The following is an 18,587-nucleotide window of genomic DNA, read 5'->3' as shown; positions in this document are numbered from 1 at the left end:
AAAGGGAAGCGGCCGGCATCATGCCGAACCTCCGGCCGCTTCCCGGACGGTTATTTCAGTCTTTTTTCGGCCCGCACGCCCGTTTTCCGGAAGTCGCCCGGCGCCGAAGCGCCTCCGGCGGCCGGACCTGCGGCGGTCGTCGCCGCGTCGGCCCGCTTCACGGAGGGAGCCGATGCCGGCATCGGGTTCACCGCGAGATTTCCCGGAAGAACCGGTTTCGCGGGGCCCGTGCAGCCCGCGCCGCCGCTGAACTCGGGCAGCTCGACGCAGTTCCGCGGGGCGAAAGCCTTCACGGCCTGTCGCCGCAGTTCGGCGATGCGCTGCAATGCGGCGCTCGGGAGCTCTCCGCCGAGGTCCTTTTCGGGATCGACGAGCATCATCTCGGTCATCATGCTGAACACCTCGCTGGTCGTTCCGGTGAAGAAGTAATTGAACGTAAGCCCCTGCTGCACGCCTGCGGGCGACGGTACGCAGTAGAGGTATCCGTCGGCGACGGCGCCCACGAACAGACCGTAACCGTAATAGATGGAGGTGGGCGATTCCAGCGGCGTGAAACCGAGGATCGTGCTTTTTCCCTTGTAGGTGGCCGGCGTGAGGTCCTTGTCGGTGTAGAGCGCCAGGACGCCGTTGTAGCCGTCGAAGGTCTGGTTGCCCGGGATGTAGAAGCCGAATACGGAACCGCCGCTCTCGAAGTCGATGCCCGAGAGGCCGTCCACGTTCAGCACCGTGCCTCCCGCCTGTGCGGTGATCTCGGGGTTGTCGGTCATCGTCACGGAGCCGATCTTCCGGCGCATCGGCTGTTCCGAGGAGTAATCCATCAGGTCCATGGCGTAGTAGTTCCACACCGTCGATCTGAGCTTCTCGACCGAAGGCTGCTCCTCGGCGGAGAGGAAGTCTTCGTAAACGAAATCCTCCATGGCCGGGTTGTACGTGCCCGTGGTCTTGTAGGCGGCCTCCTTGATCTCGCTGATGTAGCCGTTGCTGGCGCGCATCAGCAGCGTGTACTCGCTGTCGCCGTTCAGGCCGGTCAGCATGACGCTGAAGTGTTTGTCGTTGAGCTGGGCGAGCTGCTCCTCGGTGAAGGGCGTGCCCTGGCTGTCCAGCAGCGCGTTCTTGTCGATGCCTTCGAGCCGACTGCTGCGGAACAGTCCATAGACGGCCGATTCGATTCCCTCGCCGTAGGCGTAGAACTTCGCCGAGTTGTCCGATGTCAGCCCCTGGCCCGCATACTCGTTGGTGGCCTCGAGACCCACCGTGAGGATCACCGGCTTTTCGTCGTCTGCGGCCACGTAGCCGAACGATACGAAGGCGTAGGAGCGCATCGTGCCCTCCTCGTCGTAGATGCAGCCCACGAGCGTGTATTTGCCCGTCTGCCTGTTCTCGACGCGGATCGTGCCGGATTCGGTGATCGAACCCTGGAACGTGTCCGGATTGTCCTTGTTCTTGTCCATGTCCTGAGCCGTCAGGCTGGCCTGTCCGTCGTCGAGCACGCCTTCGAACACCGCGTATTTCATCTCCCGGGCGTCCGCCGCGAAGGTCGCCGCGATCTCCACGACGCCCTCCTTCGGTTCGCTCTTGGCGAGCGTCACGGTGTAGTCGGGAATCACGACGCCCGGCATCAGGATGCGGTGCATTCCGTTCCGGTTGCCGTAGAAGAACGATCCCGCTTCCTTCTCCAGTTCGAGCAGGATGCTTTGCGCCGGGAAGGTGATGACGCCGTCCTTGAGCGTGCCGTACTGTCCGGCCGACTCCTCCATGACGAAGTTCTCGGCCACGTTGGAGGCGAATTTGAGCTCGCCGTCGCCGGAGTTGAGCGTCAGTCCGGTCGATTGGTAGGGCAGGAATACCCTGTTCGGGTCGCGGGCGTCGATGATCGTCCACACGTCGCGGCTCTGGACGTTCATCTGCTGGCCGACCAGCGCCGTGACGAGGGTGCTGTTATAGACCTTCACGCGGTAGTAGCCCGGAAGGTCCGTGCGCTGGTAGATTTCGACCTCGACTTCGGGGTAGGGGTTGAACGTCGAGACGTCCATCGAGTAGATGTCGCCGATCACCTCGTCGCGCCATTTGCCTTTGGTCGCTTCCCCTTCGGTCACCAGCTCCCAGCCCGCGCGGAGCACCGAGAACGAAAGGCTCGTAGCCCTGGGACCGTAGATCGAAATGTAGTGCGGATCTACGATGCGGATGTCGCACGTGTAGGTCTCGCCCTCCTTGGCGTTGGGGAAGGAGACGGTGAATTCGGTCTCCTCCTCGCCCGGACCGAAGACGATCGGTTCGATTTCGAAAATCTCCTCCGCGCTGGTCGTGATCTCGACCGGAACCGTGATGGCGTCGAGATACCGGGTGCGGCGGACCTTGTAGGTGATCTCGGGCTCTTCCGCGGGATCCAGCTCCACCTCCGTCGGCGAAGTCTGGGTCGGGAAATAGACGCCGTAGTTATCCGGGTCCTCCTCGGAGCCGGCCGTGTAGGTCGGGTCGTCCGAGCAGCCGACGGCCGCGAATGCCGCCAGGAATGCCCATAAGATGTATTTGAGTGTCTTCACAATTCGCTGATTTAAATGTTAGTAAGCATTTTTGCGCAGCAGGTCAGCCCTTCCACGGCTCGACCAGTCCCGACGGGTCGGGGTTGTTCTGCGTGGCGATGACGGGGTTGTTCTGCGTCTCGGAGCGGATGATTACGAAATTCCAGTAGGGAGCGCGTCCCTCGACGTTGAGGCGGTACGACGAGGGCGCGTTGGTCCCGACGTAACCGCGCTTGCTGGACATGTCGAGCCGCTTCATGTCGAACATGACGATGCCTTCGCCCCAGAACTCGATGCGCTTCTGGAGCATCAGCTCGTTGATGAATCCTTCGAGCGTTCCCGACTTGCTCGTGCAGTCGTAGGTCGCGCCGTTCATCATGCGGTAGGAGGTCATGAACTCGTTGAGCAGGCGGATGCCGCCGGCCAGGTCGCCGGCCTGCGCCGTGGCCTCGGCCTCGATGAAGTACATCTCCTCGACGCGCATGCAGCAATGGTCGGCCGCGCCGCCCACCTTGTAGTCGGCATAGGCGCCCTGCGCCGGGCGGAACTTGATGTTGGCGAAGTCGGCCAGCGACTCCTTGAAGTAGGTGTCGGCATCGGGACGGCAGCTCTTGTAGGCGTAGGAGCTGCGGTCGGGGTCGAGCCACGAGTGGCGGCGGAAGTCGCGCGAGTCGATGCTGTAATAGAGGTTCCGGTTGATGCCGCGGCCGGCGTGGTAGGGAGCCCAGTCGTTTTCGCAGCTCATGTGCACGGTGAAGCAGAAGAGGTTGGCGACGCTCTCGCTCGGCAGGGCGAGGCCCCAGATCCAGGCGTCGTTCGACGTGGCGCTGTTGAAGCCGTTCGTGGGGTCTTCCCACTGCTCCTGCGTCAGGGGCGTGCAGCCGCTGGCGGTGATGGCCAGCCGGGCGTACTCGGCGGCCTGGCGGTACGACTCAGCGTCGTTCTTGGCCGTGCCCCGCTCGAGCCAGGCCCGGGCCTTCAGTCCGTAAACCAGCGCCAGGCTGATCGTGTACTTGTCGGGCGCGGTGTAGTTCTCGAGCAGCTCCTCGGCGTTGTCCAGATCGGGGAAGATCACCTTGTCGTAGATGTCATCGACCTTGGCGCGGGGGTTGTTCTTGGCTTCGGCCTCGGTGGTCTCGGGCAGCACGACGGGCACGCCCAGCCCCAGCAGTTCGGGCGCTTCGGTCACCGTGTTCTCCTTGAATTCGTACAGACGCACCAGATCGAGGTAGAACATGGCCCGGTAGGTGTAGGCGAAGCCCAGGTAGGAGCGCTGCGTGGCGTCGAGCGAGGAGAAGTCCGAGGCGTCGATCTGCTTGATGACGTTGTTGGCCATCATGATCCACGTGTAGTAGTTGTCCCACGTGAGCGCGCCCACGGCGTAATCCGAACCGAGCGATACGTTGGTTCCCCACTGCGTGAACCAGTCGTAGCCGATGTTGCCCGTAACGACCAGATCGCCCGTCATGGACTCCGTGGCCAGGTGGATGGCCGGCAGCGAGAAGTCCCATGCGGCGCCGTCCTGCGCGTAGCCGGTCGAGTTATACATGACGAGGGCCGCCGGGATGCCGCGGACGAGCGTCTCGAGGGTCACCTGGTCCTCGGTGGCGATCTGCGTGGGCGTGGCATCCTTGATACAGCCGCTCAGCGCGAGGGTCATGGCTGCCGCCGCGGCCGATATTTTGAGAATGTTTTTCATATGCGGAAAAGCGTTAGAATTGGATATTGATACCGCCCGAAATCGTGCGTACCGGCGAGTAGGCGGCCTGGGAAGTGGATCCCGTGTAGGAGTAGCGGGGATCGAATCCCTGACGCTTGGACCAGTAGCAGACGTTCTCGCAGGCGAGGTAGATGCGCAGGCGGTCCACGCCGAACTTCTGCGTGAACTTCGCCGGCAGCGTATAGCCCACGTTGATGTTCTGCAGGTTCAGGTAGCTGGCGTCCATGAGGAAACGGTCGGAGGTGGCGTTCTGGTCCTGATCCTCGTATTGCAGGCGCGGGATGTCCGACGAGGGGTTCTCCGGGCTCCATGCCTTGAGGATGTCCTTGTGCCAGTTCATGCCCGTCGATTTGTTGGCCGGCGAGTACATGGCCGCCGCATAGCCCGAGTCGTAGGCCAGGCCGCCGATCTGGTAGGTGAAGGCCACGCTCAGGTCGAAGCCGCGGTAGCTGACGCTCGTGCCGAAGCCGCCGTAGAGGTCGGGAATGGGGTCGCCGCAGAGGTAGTCCGACGCCTTGGCGAACTCGGTGGTCGTGACGCGCTTGCCCGTGGGGTTGCCCTTGCCGTCGGTCTCGTCCATGTACCACATGGATTTGCCGTCCTCCGAGACGCCGGCGTACTTCTTCATGTAGAAGGTGTACATGGGAAGTCCTTCGCCGTAGAAGCTCGTGCCGCTGACGTAGCCGTAGTACCCCTCGACCTGCTTGTTGCGGCGTTCGGGCGGCAGCATGGTGATCTTGTTGCGCAGGTGCGTCATGTTGAGGTTGATGTCCCAGACGAGGTTTTCGCGGCGGATCGGCGTAAAATTCAGTTCGATCTCGATACCGCTGTTGCGCATGTCGCCCACGTTGGCGTAGTAGGAGGAGTAGCCCTTCGAAGGCGGCACGGGGAATGCCAGCAGCATGTCGGTCGTCTTGCGGAGGAAGTACTCGATGCCGCCGGATACGAGGCCCTGGCGGAAGCTGAACTCCACGCCGGCGTTGAAGTTGGAGTTGGTCTCCCAGGTGATGTTCTCGGAACCCTTGTCTTTGAAGACGGTCGATACCTCGCCGTTGGCGTTGTTGATCGAGTAGGTGTCCGTATAGCGGAAGTCGCCGATGTTGTCGTTGCCCTGCGAACCGATCGAGGCCTTCAGCTTGAGGTTGTCGAGCCACTTCTCGGTTCCGGCCATGAAGCCTTCGCGGCTGATGATCCACGCGCCGCCCAGCGACCAGAAGTTGCCCCAGCGGTGGTCGGTGTGGAAGCGCGACGAGGCGTCGCGGCGGTAGGAGGCCGAGAAGAAGTACTTGTTCTCGTAGTCGTACATGACGCGGGCGAAGTAACCCTCGTTGTTGTACTCGGTGCGGTAGGACGCGGCCGACTGCTTGTCGATGATCGCTCCGGCCAGCTCGTCGTTGTCGTCGGTGAGCATGTGGCTCTTGCCGGCCGAGAGGACGGAGACGACGGAGTTGTAGTATTCGTGGCCGGCCATGACGTTGATGTTGTGCGGGCCGATCTGCTTGGTGTAGTTCAGAATCTGCTGCGTGTTGTACTCCAGTTGGCGCTGGTGGCCCTTCTGGAGCAGGCCCTCCTCGCTGACGAACTGCCCGAAGTAGGGGTTGTAGTAGATCGTCGAGCGCGCCTCGTCGAGCGTCACGCCGGCGTTGAACGTGAACTTGAAGTCCTTGAGGAACGTGACGTCGAAGTAGGCCGTGCCGTTGAAGGCGTTGCCTTCGCTCTCCTGCTTGTTGAGGCGCGACTCGGAGAGGGCGTTGCTGTTGGTGAAGAGCGAACGTTCCATGCCGGCGTTGTCGCCGTTGCCGTAGTCGTAGAGCTTGATGCCGTCTTCGTTGTACCTGATGCGGCCCTCGCCGTCGCGGATGTAGAGCGGGTAGATCGGGCCGACGGTCGTCGTGTAGGCGAAGACGTTGCCCGACGAGTTGCTGGCGCCGCTGTCGTCGATCTGGTTGTAGCGGTAGCGCGAATAGGTGGCGTTGGCGCCGAACTTGAGCCACTTCTTGGCCTGGTAGTCCATCTTCAGGCGGCTGGTGAAGCGCTCCATGTCCGAGTTGTAAACGATGCCCTCGTTGTCGAGGTAGCCGAACGAGGCATAGACCGAGGTCTTCTCGCCCGATCCGCTGATGCTGACGTTGTACTCCTGGCGGAGCGAGGTCCGGTAAGCGGCGTCGGTCCAGTCGTCGGGACGGACGTAGTACTCCTCGCCCTTGTAAACGAGGCGGCGGCCCAGCGTGGCCAGCGGATTGACCTTGCCGTTGATGCCGATGAACTGCTGCCCTTCGGGAAGCGTGTAGATCATGTAGCCCAGACCGCCGTCGCCGGCCGCACCCGTGAGGTTCTGGTTGGCCTTGTTGTGGGCCTCCATGGCGCTCATGTCCGAGCTGAGGTAATAGTTCTTCAGGGCGCCGTAATGCGTCTCGTAGAACTGCGCCGGGTTGGTGATGTACTCGTAATCCTTGACGGCGCGCGAATTGACGCCCCACTTGGCGTCCACCGTGACCACGGCTTCGCGCGACCTGGCCTTCTTGGTGGTGACCATCACCACGCCGTTGGCGCCGCGGGCGCCGTACAGGGCGTTCGAGGCGGCGTCCTTCAGCACGGTCATCGACTCGATGTCGTTCGGGTTGAGGTTGTTCAGGTCGCCCGAATAGGGCATGCCGTCCACGATCCACAGCGGGTCGTTGCCGGCGTTGAGCGAGCTGAAGCCGCGGATGCGGATCGAGGGGCTCGAGCCGGGCTGTCCCGAGGTGTTGGCGATCTGCACGCCGGCGACCTTTCCGGCCAGAGCCTGCGCCACGTTGGACTGCTGCGACTTGGCGATGTCGTCCGACTTGATGACGGCGGCCGAACCGGTGAAGGCCTCTTTCTTGGCCGTACCGAACGCCATCACGATCACGTCGTCGATGGCCTGCGCGTCCTCTTTCAGGACGATGTCGATGTGCGTCTTCCCGGCCACGGCGATCTGCTGCGACTGGTAGCCGATGAACGAGACGAGCAGCGTCCCGTCTTCGGGGGCTTCGATGACGAAACTGCCGTCCGCGTTGGAGGTGGTTCCGGATGCCGAGCCGCCGACCAGAATGGTCGCGCCCGCCACGGGCAGGCCCGTGTGGTCCTTGACCGTGCCGGTTATCCGGAGCTGCTGCGCGAAAGTCGCGAAGCAGACGCCCAGAGTGACCGTCAGTGTGATGAGGAGTTTTCTTGTCATATTGAAAAGTTTGGAAATTGCGTTTGCGCCCGAAAGTGCCGGCCGCGGGGCCCGCCGCCTTCGGGAAAGGCCCTGAAAATTTCCCCCCCCCGGTCCGGCCGCCGGGCCGGAATCCGGAGAGAGTATAATCGCCAAATCCAAATGTAGCCTTTATAAAAAACGAAATGTGTCAAACTTATGGCAAAACGAAATGCGAACCAAAAACCACACAACTACCATTTAATCGACATTCAAATAAAAATGGAATACAATTATTTTGTATTCCATTTTATTATTGTTACGACTGTAGTTTGAGACAATTACATTTACAACAAACGAAATCGTGAATATCGGCCCATAGCAGGCTGTTCACGTCTCCTGTCAGATAGGCGACCTCCTCTCCCTGCATTAGCATTCCAGAAGCGGCTGCGATGTCGTCGCAGAGGTGTCTGAGTTCGTGTTCGAACGAGTTGAGGAATTGCGCCTGCGAGGTCGCGAGGCCCACGACGACCACGGATCGGCGCATCGTCTTGTTCGAGTAGGTGAACCCCGAATCCATATCCGCCCGCAGGAGGTTTCCCCTCACCCGTTCCAGAATCGTGCCGGGACACTCTATCTCCTTCAAAGAGGAGAGGATAGAGCGCGTATGATAGCCATGCACGGCGAAATAGAACCGCACGCGCCATCCATACTTCCCTATCCTCAAATCCCGGATTTTCATAGCGTCGAATATACCTTTTCGAACCGCACCCACGCTTCGGCCAGCCGAGGCCGGCACTTCGTCCGATTACAGCACATCGTCCCAGGGCACATTTGTTCCCGACCCGATCAGATCGGCGAAATAGCGCGTGAAGGGCATCCCGGGATAGGCGTCCTCGTCGTCGATGTAGTCCTTTACGAATCGTGCGAGCTGCTGCTCGTCTCCGATCGACGATCCCCAATAGTCGGACTTCGCCATGTTGGCGACATATACGCAGTCGTATCCGTTATCGTGCTTGAGGACTATTTCGTATGTTTTGAGCAGCTTGTCCACCTGCTCTTTGGTGAGGGGTTCGAGCTTTTTCCCGTTGCGGTCCTTCATACGGCCGACGGCGAATTCGCACATCTTCTTCGAGAACGACCATCCGTTCTTTTCGAGATATGCCCGAATGTCGTCCGGCATCCTGTCGTGTGCATCCAGTCTTTCTCTGTCCATACTTCGGAAGTTTGAAGAGAGGGGATTTCTCCCCTCTCCGGATTCTACTTAGCGATAGCGGTATCGCGAATAAGGACCCGTTCCCTTCACTCCGCGCCGCTCGCCGTACTCGTCGCCGCCATACTCCCCGCCACGTTCTCCGTAGCCGTCGGACGTATAGCCGCCCATGTGGCGTTCTCCGTATCCGCCGCGCATTTCGCGCCGAGCATCCTCGTAGCCGCACTCGTAGGCTTCGCGCATCTTGCGCTCGATCTCCTCGCGTTCGCCGTACCCGTCACCGCGGTACCGGCCTTCAATTTCCCACATTCTCATCATTTGCTCGTTTTGGAAGGTGTCTGCGATTTAAGAAAGGCGTCCAGCGACGACTTCATCGAGAGGAATTCCGCCTGCATCTGTCGCAGTTGTCCGACCTCTTCGCGGAGTTTCTGCATGTCTTCGTCCCGCTGCGCCTGCCCGGCATACGCCGGACTGATCTCGCGCATGATCTGGTCGAAGAGCTCGAGATTGGCCTTGTGCCGCTCGTAGGAATCCACGACGTTCTGGCTTTGCTGCCGCGCGGCGTTCACCGCGTCGATGAGCCGTTCGCGTGTCGTGGTGACCGTGAGCCCGTCCTTCGTCACCATGTCGGCGTTCACCGGGACGACCCATTTCTGGTCGCCTATGGGAAAGCTGACGGAGGGCTGCGAAGGCGGGAAGTTTCCCGGTGCGGGGAAATAAGGCTGCGGCGCCTCTTCGAGCGTAGCCATGTAGTATTTGGGCGTTCCGCGCAAATCCAGTACGTACACCGGCGCGCCTTTCGTTAAATTCGCAAACATCTTCGGTTAATGGTTTTGTGAAAGCTCGGGGAGAGACCGGGGCCCCTCCCGTCGCCTTCGGTTAATTGTTTTTCGTCTCATCAGACGGCTCCCGTCATCAGTTGCAGCGTGTCGGTCTGTTTGTCGTACCAGAGCTGGAATACACCGGTTCCCGGAATGTCCGAGACGGTGACGTTCGCTCCGTTGTACGTCGTCAGATTCTTCGTCTGCCCGTTTGTCTCGAAGAGCACGGGGAGCGTTCCCGTCGTGCCGGCGGGAATGGCCTGCGCCAGTTCGACCAGCACGAGCCCCCGATACCACGAATTCGCGAATGCGTGGTTGGGGAAGGAGAACACGACGCCCGTGGTCTCGGCCGTCACGCCCGTAGTCTTCAGAACGGGAATGCCTCTGCGGTTTACGTATTGAAAAGGATATGCTGCCATAGCTACCTCCTTTCCGTACTAACCCCAGAAGCCGTTACCGTATCCGGGAGCCCCGAATCCGAATCCCAGGCCGTACTGCGCGGCCACGCATGCCGGCATTGCGTACACCTGTGGATTGGGAACCACGGTCGTGGGCGGCAAGCCGCACTCGATCTTCGCCAGGCGGTTGCTCAGATCGCTGATCGCGGCGTTCACGGGAGCCACGGTCTGGGCCTGCGACTGCATGATCGTCGCGGTTTGATGCTCCTGCGACAGCTGTCCGGCCAGCGCGGCGCTCTTGGCGCGCTCGGCGTCGAGCTTGTTCTGCATTTCACGCATCTCGAGCTGGCAGAACTTGTCGTTGATGATCTGCGTCTGGGCGTCGATCTTCGAGCCGAGGACGTTGAACTGCGTGTTGGCGTTGCTCGTCAGGGCGTTGGTCTGATTGAGCGTTGCCAGCTGGCTTTCGTAGCCCTGCCGCTCGATGGCCGTGCGGACGTCGCAGCAGCAGGATGCCATCTGCGAAAGGACCTGCGAGTTCCCGGCCTGAATGGCGTTGATGATCTGCTGCGCCGAGAGACCCGACTGTGCCTGAATGTTGCAGAGCGCCGTCTGAATCTGCTGTACGGAACAGCCCAGCGACGAGGAGAGCTGCGAGATGGCCGTGCCGTTGCCCTGGATGGCGTTCATCAGCAGCTGGCGCCCGGCGTCGCCGTTCAGCTCGGCCGGAAGGTTCGAAAGGCCTCCGCGGCCGCCGAAGCCGCCCCAGCCGTTGCCGCCCCAGATGGCCCAGAGCAGGATCATCCACATCCACTCCCAGCCGTAGCCGTTGCCATAGCCGTTGCGGTTGTTGCCGTTCATCAGGGCGGCCACGAGGTTGCCGTCCATCGCGCCGCCGTTGTCGAACACTAAAGTTTTCTCGTTCATGTTTTTGACTTTTTACATTGTACGCTCGCGTCGGGGAGCGCATGCCGTTGAGCTCACGATGCAAAAGTCCTAAATTAGGAACAGTCGGGCAATCAGTCTGTTTTCAGTTGTTTGCATAGTTGTTGATAGTTTATTTCGAAGATTCGGTCGCCTTGCTCCCGCCGTTTCTGGAATTTGCAAATGATACCACTAACCGCTTGCGGCGTAAGCCGTAATCTTCGGGCGATTTCGGCGGGGATGAAACCCCTGCTGCGTAAAAAATACACGAACAGATAACGTGCATCCACAATTTCCTTTCGGTGGCTTCGGCTTAGAATCTCATCAATGGTTATCTCTGTCTCCTGCGATACCGTATTGAGGATACGGTTGAAAATTTCGGATTTGCACATATTCGGGAAAGTTTGTAAATTTGTAATCCTCTTACATAAAAACAATAGGTGCCACAACACCGTAGGGACTATATGTCTCCGTCTTGGTGTTGTGGCACCTTTGTCGTTTGCAGGAGGTAAGAGGACTGCAAGCGAAGGCGGGGGCTTTTTTACGCCTGCCCCCTAAAGACGTTATTTGCGGAATCGTTCCTGCAACCAGCTCCAACAGATAGGTCCGTACACGGTTCCTATTACCCCGGCAACCATTCCGAGGATGAAGGGGATGGTGGCTTTTCCGATGAGCAGCAGGCAGATTGCCGCAACGATTGCGATGATGATAAGTGTCTTTTTCATAATGTTATGATTTTAAGGTAAGAGATTATTTTCCGTCCCCGGTCTCGGAGCCTAAGTTCTGCTCGAGGCTGTCGATGAATGCCGGCGAGAGGGTCTGCGCAAACTCCCTGAGCAGTTGCACATCCGCGTCGTCGAGCTCCACGGGTCCGTCGGAACGGTATATGCGCATCGCGAGGTCGTGCATGCGGATTCCTCGTCCCGCGAGGTAGAGCGAGTTGGCCAGCTCCTCGCGGACGTCGAACGGGCGTGTTTCCTTTCGGGATATTCCCGTGTAGAGCCTGAACTTCGTGAAGTCGATCTGTGTCTTGTTCATAGTCTGTATGATTGCATGTTCGTTTATGCTTCGTAGCTGAACCACATTACCCAAGCATCGAGATTTTTGCTGTACTGAATGGTTACGCATCGCCGCCCGGTCCACGATATTTGCGAACTGGGGTTGTTGCTTCCCGTCACGTAGATGTCTCCGTTGTTTTGCGCATTGATGATAATGCTGTTGCCGCTGTGGAGTTTCCGAATCTCGTATCGTTGGTCCGGCTGCGGATTCGAGGGCAGATAGAATGTCGTGCTTCCTTTCGACGTATTGACGAAAAACACGGTCTCTTCTTCGGTGCTATGCAGCGTGTATGTCCCGTTGCCGTATGATCTGGACATGGGGCGGAATCCGGAGAATGTTCCGTTGGGGACATATATCGCGGCATGGGAGTTGTCCCCCATATCGACGACGAGCCCTATACCCGTCGATCCGTAGTGGTTGTATAGGGTGGCCGCCACTTTCCATTTCTCACGATACATTGTATCGCCGATCATCGCATACGTATCCTTCTTTCCGTTTTTTATGACGCTCGAAGACAGGTAGAAATATTCGGATCCTGTCAAATTTTCCGATCCGATGTATCCAGTCCCGATCGTGAAGCCCGCAATCGTTCCGGCTTGTGCGACCAATTTGCTCGTGTATAGTGTTCCGTCCCCGTATATGCGTGTTTTCGCCGCCGCCACGTTCTGAATGCTGGTAGCGCCAGCGAACATCATGAGAATCCCGTGCGTTGTGTCCTTGAATCCGGCATTGTTGAGCGAATCTACGCCTCCTCCGTATAACCCGGCCACTACCGCCGCGGATGCCGACGTCCCGTTCTTGACGGCCATCAGCCGCGATAGGAACACGCCGTTGTTGTCCACGGTATTGTTCGGGAATACGAGCTTGAGGTAGTCGTAATCCTGCATCGTGGTCTCGATGTCGGCCACCTTTCCGTCGGTGTACTTCTGGCTTACGGCGTTGAGCACGTCGATCTCCTGCGCGTAATACGCCGTGAACAATACGGCCAGTCCGGCACGGTCGAATCCCGGGGTGTTCGATGCGGTGTATAGCGCATAGTCGTTGAGCTTCACCCGGAGGCTGTTTACCGCCGCGAGCAATCCTGCAGTGCTGATTCCCGCCGCTTTGGCCATGTCGCGCACCCGATAGTACGATCCGTTCGTCGCCGACAGCGAATCCAGCACCACATCCGTGCGGGCATACCCCGAAATGTTCTCCCATTGTGTCCGTATGGACTGTTTCTCCGAGACGTCGAAGATCGTGTCGTCGTTCATGTCGGCTATCGCCTTGCGGGTGGTCTCGGCCTCCTGCTGCGTGCTGTTTGCCTGCTCCTGAATGGATACGAGCGGTTCGACGGACGTTTTGATGTCTATTGTCTGCTCATTGACCGTATAGGCTTCGGTGTGCAGTACGGGTGTCCCGGCATTCGTCGCGAAGAACCGATATACGCCGCCGCCCCGGACATATATGTATTCGTTCGATGAGTATCCCATCTGTCCTACGGAGCCGATGGGAGGCGTCTCCGTCCATCTGTACTGGTATTCCTCGATGATCCGTTTGTCGTGGTTAGACCCCCACTGATTCCCGTTGTTGGACCATACGGCCTGGCATGAAAAGCATCCGGGCCGGTTGCTATATGTTGCCCACGCGGGATTTCCGGGCTGCGTGTCGCTCAGGTTCACGCGGACGGTGATTTTCGACCGGGCGATGCCGTTCAACTTGATCGTCACGGGATAGTACGTGTTCTGATCGAGCTTCGAGGCGTCGATTAGGGTCTCCACGCCGTTCACGGCCTCGTCGGCGTATTTCTCCTGATCCGCGATAGAGGGAGACCAGGATAGTGCGGGCTTGTTTCCGCGGACGAGTACTGCGCCTTCGTACCGAACCGAGTTTCCTGCCGTTGCGGCGTATTTTCCGGCATAGAAAAGCACTTTGGCTTTCTGCTTCGTAACGTCGCTTTTTATGGTGAATAAAGCAGTCCGCTCTTCGGCCGAAATCTCCACGTAGTTCGCCAGGTCTTTCGAGGCTCCTTCGTTGTACATTCTTACCGAGAGCTCTCCGGGCGTTCCTGCGAGTACCGAGATATTTTCTACGGATAGTGCGAACACCTCGCCGGCCTCGACCTCTCCGATGTCGAAAACCTGAAATTTGTAATTATCGCCACTTCCTGCCGTAACGGTGAACTCCCTGCTTCCGTCTAACAGGTTTACGCTTCCGATCTGTATGCCACCGACCTTGTCGTCCGTGTACTTTTCCTGATCTGCGATGGAGGGCGACCACGACAATGCGGGTTTGTTGCCTCGGACGAGCATGATCTCATCGAATCGGACGATGTTTCCGGATGTGGCGCCCGTCGGCCCCGCATAAATCAGCAGGAGCGCTTTTTGTGCGACAATATCCGTGTGTACGGAGAATACGGCATTACGATTGTCCGCGGTGAGTTCGGCGCTGTTCGTCAGCCATGTATTCTTATCCTCATTGGTGATTACCACGTTGAATCCTGCGGGTGTTCCGGCAAGAACCCCGATGTTTCCGACAGACAAGGCGAGCTGCTCCCCAGCTCGCACACCTCCGTTTATGGGGAAACTTCTGTGTGTGTAGTTTGCCCCGTCCGGTGCCGTAACCGTTATGCTTTTCGAACCGTCGATAAGGTTTACGGCGGAAAACTGAATATCATCCACCTTCCCCTGCGAGATCGCATCGGCCACGAGGTTCGAGAACCTGCTCACCTCGGCATCGTAGGCCGCGAATGCGGCATTGTAGGCGGATCGCTGTTCGGCCGATAGCGTCGTGTCCGTGTCGTTGTTCACGGCCACGGTGCCCGTGAGGAAATTCACGAGTGCGGAGTATGCCGCCGCAAGGTCGGCTATCGACACGCCGTATGTCGCGGCGTCGTTCTGATAGGAGGTATATGCCTTCTGAATCTGCGCGAGACGGTTTCGCAGGGATGCCTTCTCCTCGCGCGAGATCACGCCGTCGGAGGACATCTGCCGCAGCCGCACCTGGCTGTCGTCCACTAACTGCCAGTCTGCGGCCGCTGCGGTTTCCTGCTGCCCCTTGTCGGCATTGGATATATAGACGGTCGTTTCGAGCGTTGCCCCCGCTCCGGACGAGCGGAACCATACGTCGTTCACCGAGTAGGGCACGGCGGGCGTCGTCGCCCCGAAGAATATCCGCGCCTTCGTCCCGGCCAGTCCGAGGGCCTCGCGTGCCGTGGCGATGGCTGCGGCGCCTCCGCTGTCGGCGATGCGCACCCATTGGTAGGCGTTGTTCTCGAAGGCGAACTTGTAGCGCTCGTAGGCCGCCTGGCCATCGACCGTGGTCTTGCGGTCGTAGTAGTCTCCGATATGCCGTTTGCGCTCGGTGTCCGAGGTCCATTGGTTCGCCGGGTAGTTCGAGAGCGTCGGAACCTCTTCGCCGCCCCACGAGACGATCGACCCGTCGATCTGGGCTTGCAGGTCGGGGAGGATCGTCTCATTGATGTTGTTCACGACCCCCTGCAACTCCTGCGAGAGCTGCAAGGCTCCCTGCGAGGCGGTGTTCACGGCCGTGAGCATGTATTTGTTCGCCTCCTCCAAGCGTGTCCCGAAAGTCCCGTAGGCGTTGTTGAATAGGGCGTACTTCGCGTCCACGTCGGCCTGCTCCCCGGGGGATGCGATGCCGTCGTCGGCCGCCGTGGCGATCGCGGCGAGCAGATCGGCTGCGGCGGTGTCGAAGGCGCTCTTCGCGGCCTGCAGGTTCGACTTCGCCGTGCCGCCCAGCAGCGGGTTGCCGTATATCTCCGCATAGGCGGCATCCGCAGCCTTCCGGGTTTCGTTCACCGAGTTCGTGTACTTCCCGATGGCGGCCGCCTCGGCGCGGTCCACGATGCCGTCGGCGAATGCCTCGTCGGTGAAGTTCTTGAGCGAATCGACCCCTGCGGCGGCATTGTCCGCGGCCTGCCGTGCGGCGTCTATGGCTTCTTCCTGATCGGCGATAGAGGGAGACCACGACAATGCGGGCTTGTTTCCCCGGACAAGCATGATCTCATCGAATCGGACGATGTTTCCGGATGTGGCGCCCGTCGGCCCCGCATAAATCAGCAGGAGCGCTTTTTGTGCGACAATATCCGTGTGTACGGAGAATACGGCATTACGATTGTCCGCGGTGAGTTCGGCGCTGTTCGTCAGCCATGTATTCTTATCCTCATTGGTGATTAACACGTCGAATCCTGCGGGTGTTCCGGCAAGAACCCCGATGTTTCCGACAGACAAGGCGAGCTGCTCCCCGGCCCGCACACCCCCGTTTATGGGGAAACTTCTGTGTGTGTAGTTTACCCCGTCCGGAGCCGTAACCGTTATACTTTTCGAACCGTCGATAAGGTTCACGGCAGAAAACTGAATATTCCCGACCTCCTTCTTCGCCTCCTCGGCCTCCTTCCGGGCGTCGTCGATCTGCTGTTGCTGAGCCTTGAACTCGGAGAGGTTTCCCAGCCCGGACGAATCGGCCCCGAACGTGACGTCAGCCTTGATCCGCAGCCTGCGGCGCTCCTCGCCTTCCTTCTTCTGGTAGGTGATCCAGGAGGACTTCGAATCGGCGAGGTCGCGGTCACCGAAGAACATGTCTCCGTAGGCATACATGTACGCTTCGCCCGTCTGGGGATTCACGCCCATGCCGACGTAGTTCTTCTCCGAGAGCGAATAGGCGTCGATATGGGCATACACCTCGACCGATCCGCCGTCGAGCGGGTTGATGACGATGGCCGACTGACGCGTTATGTCGCTGCGGTTGCCGAACTGCGCGATCTCGTCGCCCGCCTCGGGAGAGGCGGATCCGTCCGCGTCGCTCTTCGACAGCTCGACGTAATCCTCCCCGACGGCCGTGACGAGCCGCCAGTAGTACTTTATGATCGTGTGCTGCGTGGGATCGTATTGCTGACACCGCACCTGGTCGCCGGCCGTGAGACCGCTGTAGCGCCGCCCCTCCTTGTTGTCGTAGTAGCAGCGGAATGCCGTTTCCAGCTCCTCGACGCGCGTGATCTCGCAGCCGCCGTTGGAGAAGACCGTGGCGCCGACACGGAACGTCACCTGATTGATGACCGCCTCGTTGAAGATGGCTTCCTTGCGGATTTTCAGGATGTCCGCCTCCAGCACGGCGTTGCCGTTTTTGTCGCGGTAGGCGCCGAATCCCGACCCGGAGAAATCCCCCTGACGGAAGTCTTTGGAGACAACCGAACCGCCTATCATGATGTCTTTGTCGAAAATTACATCAGCTTCAACCGTTCCTCCACGTCGTTTATTAAGGAATTCCCGCTCGCTTTTACGCGATGAATAAAGGGTCGTATCGCTTGCCGGGGTCTCTTCCCAAGAGCGAATGATATCCGGAAACTCCGACGACACCTGTTTCGTCAACCGCTCAACCGAGGCGATGTTGCTCTCGATACGGCTGATGCGGCCTGTTGAGAGTACGTCGCTCATCTTGAGTGTCATGCTCCCAGGCCGGACAACCGAGCGCGAGATCGACACGATGCGGGTCTCGCGGAATCCCGTATCGGGGAATGCTTCGGCTGATTCCAGTCGGATCCGTTGCCCGGGCTGCAGGTCGAGAGCCCGGCGTTCGATGACCGTGAAGTCGGTCGGTGCCTGCCAGACGGAGACATCCTTGCGATTGTCGGCCATGAACCGGTCCACAGCCTCCTTGTACTCCAGCTCGGCGGCCGGGTAATAGCTTTCGGGCATACGGATGTTCCAGAGGATGTATTCGTCGCCCGGTGCCGGGATCAACGGCTCGGACGGCAATTGCAGATCGTCGTCATAGGGCCACTGTGTGATGATCTCGAACTCCTTTTTCTCCGTGTCGTAGTTCACCTCGAACTCGCGGCCGCGCAACTCGCCCGACTGGAAAGTCACCCGCTTGACCAGCCCGCCGATCTCGTATTGATTCGGATCGAACGGGATGTCGGGGTCGGTGAAATACCAGATCGTAAAGGGCTCGCCGTCATCGCCCATCGCCTCCTCGTGGCGTACCGTGCCGACCTGTCCGACGCGCCGGGGGAAGATACCCTCGAAAGCTGCCTGCTCGTAGTGCTCGATGATGCCGAGCCTGGTGTCCTGCTCGACATATTTCACCCCGCCGGGCAACTGCAGGCGGGCATGGCCGTAATAGTCGGGATCGATATTGCGCGAGGAACCCACCGGGAAGAGCCGCGTGAAGAACTTCACACCGTCGGCTGTAGTGCGCGAAATGCCGCCTATCAGCCCGTTACCGTACGACAGCGGGATGGGCTCGCCGAACTCGCAGCGCGAGATATTGAGGGTCATGCCGTCGAACCACCATTCTGTTTTTGCCGCCGCGGAGAGCTCGGAAAGTGCATCGGAGGCGTATTTGCCCGTGTATTCGATATCGATGTACTCCGAGACGACTACTTCGCCGACTTTCCATTCTGTTGTACCGGTTCTGCGATTCATGTTCGCGACAATGAGCGCGGCATGTTCGCGTGCCGGAGCAGAAAGTGTCAGTACGGGATTGTCGTCATCCTCCGGATTGACCATCAGGGTTTGACCTGCCAGTCCTTCAGCTCCGGACATACGGATAGAATAGGTCCATTCCCGCCGGGCGTTCATCTGCGGCAGGTAACGTTCGAGAATCCAATAGCGCCGACCTTCGAAATCTGCATAGTCATATACTTCGAGCGCTATACACTCGAACGCAGTAAAGGAGACCGCCAGAATACTCTCTTCCTGAATACCACAGGAACAGGCCCCATTATCTCCGGGAGCGACCGATAATTTCAAACGTCCGTCTTTTGAATA

The 18,587-nt window shown here is 59.4% G+C and carries 12 protein-coding genes; all 12 read right to left on the bottom strand.

Annotated elements, in window-relative coordinates; genetic code table 11:
* Positions 1 to 50: 50 nt before the first annotated feature.
* The gene (locus KB554_RS11005) at positions 51 to 2,543 is read right to left on the bottom strand and encodes a hypothetical protein (RefSeq protein ID WP_211036128.1); all 2,493 of its coding nucleotides are present in this window, start codon (positions 2,541 to 2,543) and stop codon (positions 51 to 53) included.
* Between the two features lie 43 nt (positions 2,544 to 2,586).
* Complete coding sequence (locus KB554_RS11000; RefSeq protein ID WP_242116261.1) at positions 2,587 to 4,221, bottom strand: RagB/SusD family nutrient uptake outer membrane protein; 1,635 nt, start codon at positions 4,219 to 4,221, stop codon at positions 2,587 to 2,589.
* Positions 4,222 to 4,234: 13 nt separating this feature from the next.
* Positions 4,235 to 7,444 (bottom strand): TonB-dependent receptor, encoded by a 3,210-nt coding sequence (locus tag KB554_RS10995; protein ID WP_211036127.1) that lies wholly within the window; start codon positions 7,442 to 7,444, stop codon positions 4,235 to 4,237.
* Positions 7,445 to 7,721: 277 nt separating this feature from the next.
* Positions 7,722 to 8,144, bottom strand: coding sequence for a hypothetical protein (locus KB554_RS10990; RefSeq protein ID WP_211036126.1), 423 nt, complete (start codon positions 8,142 to 8,144; stop codon positions 7,722 to 7,724).
* Between the two features lie 66 nt (positions 8,145 to 8,210).
* Positions 8,211 to 8,618: a hypothetical protein gene (locus KB554_RS10985; RefSeq protein ID WP_211036125.1), complete on the bottom strand. Its 408-nt coding sequence runs from the start codon at positions 8,616 to 8,618 to the stop codon at positions 8,211 to 8,213.
* A gap of 48 nt (positions 8,619 to 8,666) precedes the next feature.
* On the bottom strand, positions 8,667 to 8,933 hold the full coding sequence (locus KB554_RS10980) for a hypothetical protein (protein ID WP_211036213.1): 267 nt from the start codon (positions 8,931 to 8,933) through the stop codon (positions 8,667 to 8,669).
* Positions 8,930 to 9,433, bottom strand: a complete 504-nt coding sequence (locus KB554_RS10975) for a hypothetical protein (RefSeq protein WP_211036124.1) — start codon at positions 9,431 to 9,433, stop codon at positions 8,930 to 8,932. Before KB554_RS10975 ends, KB554_RS10980 begins: the two co-directional genes overlap by 4 nt.
* A gap of 80 nt (positions 9,434 to 9,513) precedes the next feature.
* A complete protein-coding gene (locus KB554_RS10970; protein ID WP_211036123.1) occupies positions 9,514 to 9,855 on the bottom strand; it encodes a hypothetical protein in 342 nt (113 codons plus the stop codon).
* Positions 9,856 to 9,873: 18 nt separating this feature from the next.
* On the bottom strand, positions 9,874 to 10,761 hold the full coding sequence (locus KB554_RS10965) for a hypothetical protein (protein WP_211036122.1): 888 nt from the start codon (positions 10,759 to 10,761) through the stop codon (positions 9,874 to 9,876).
* Positions 10,762 to 11,321: 560 nt separating this feature from the next.
* A complete protein-coding gene (locus KB554_RS10960) occupies positions 11,322 to 11,483 on the bottom strand; it encodes a hypothetical protein (protein WP_211036120.1) in 162 nt (53 codons plus the stop codon).
* Between the two features lie 25 nt (positions 11,484 to 11,508).
* Complete coding sequence (locus KB554_RS10955) at positions 11,509 to 11,796, bottom strand: hypothetical protein (protein ID WP_211036119.1); 288 nt, start codon at positions 11,794 to 11,796, stop codon at positions 11,509 to 11,511.
* Between the two features lie 23 nt (positions 11,797 to 11,819).
* On the bottom strand, positions 11,820 to 18,569 hold the full coding sequence (locus tag KB554_RS10950) for a hypothetical protein (protein WP_211036118.1): 6,750 nt from the start codon (positions 18,567 to 18,569) through the stop codon (positions 11,820 to 11,822).
* Positions 18,570 to 18,587: the final 18 nt, after the last annotated feature.

The sequence above is a fragment of the Alistipes sp. Marseille-P2263 genome, assembly GCF_018101075.1.
GTDB classification, from domain to species: domain Bacteria; phylum Bacteroidota; class Bacteroidia; order Bacteroidales; family Rikenellaceae; genus Alistipes; species Alistipes dispar.
This window is presented reverse-complemented; position numbering and strand designations above follow the sequence as displayed.

Coding starts and splice junctions, on each gene's coding strand:
- KB554_RS11000 (WP_242116261.1), bottom strand. CDS start 4,221: ATGAAAAACATTCTCAAAATATCGGCCGCGGCGGCAGCCATGACCCTC.
- KB554_RS10995 (WP_211036127.1), bottom strand. CDS start 7,444: ATGACAAGAAAACTCCTCATCACACTGACGGTCACTCTGGGCGTCTGC.
- KB554_RS10990 (WP_211036126.1), bottom strand. CDS start 8,144: ATGAAAATCCGGGATTTGAGGATAGGGAAGTATGGATGGCGCGTGCGG.
- KB554_RS10985 (WP_211036125.1), bottom strand. CDS start 8,618: ATGGACAGAGAAAGACTGGATGCACACGACAGGATGCCGGACGACATT.
- KB554_RS10980 (WP_211036213.1), bottom strand. CDS start 8,933: ATGATGAGAATGTGGGAAATTGAAGGCCGGTACCGCGGTGACGGGTAC.
- KB554_RS10975 (WP_211036124.1), bottom strand. CDS start 9,433: ATGTTTGCGAATTTAACGAAAGGCGCGCCGGTGTACGTACTGGATTTG.
- KB554_RS10970 (WP_211036123.1), bottom strand. CDS start 9,855: ATGGCAGCATATCCTTTTCAATACGTAAACCGCAGAGGCATTCCCGTT.
- KB554_RS10965 (WP_211036122.1), bottom strand. CDS start 10,761: ATGAACGAGAAAACTTTAGTGTTCGACAACGGCGGCGCGATGGACGGC.
- KB554_RS10960 (WP_211036120.1), bottom strand. CDS start 11,483: ATGAAAAAGACACTTATCATCATCGCAATCGTTGCGGCAATCTGCCTG.
- KB554_RS10955 (WP_211036119.1), bottom strand. CDS start 11,796: ATGAACAAGACACAGATCGACTTCACGAAGTTCAGGCTCTACACGGGA.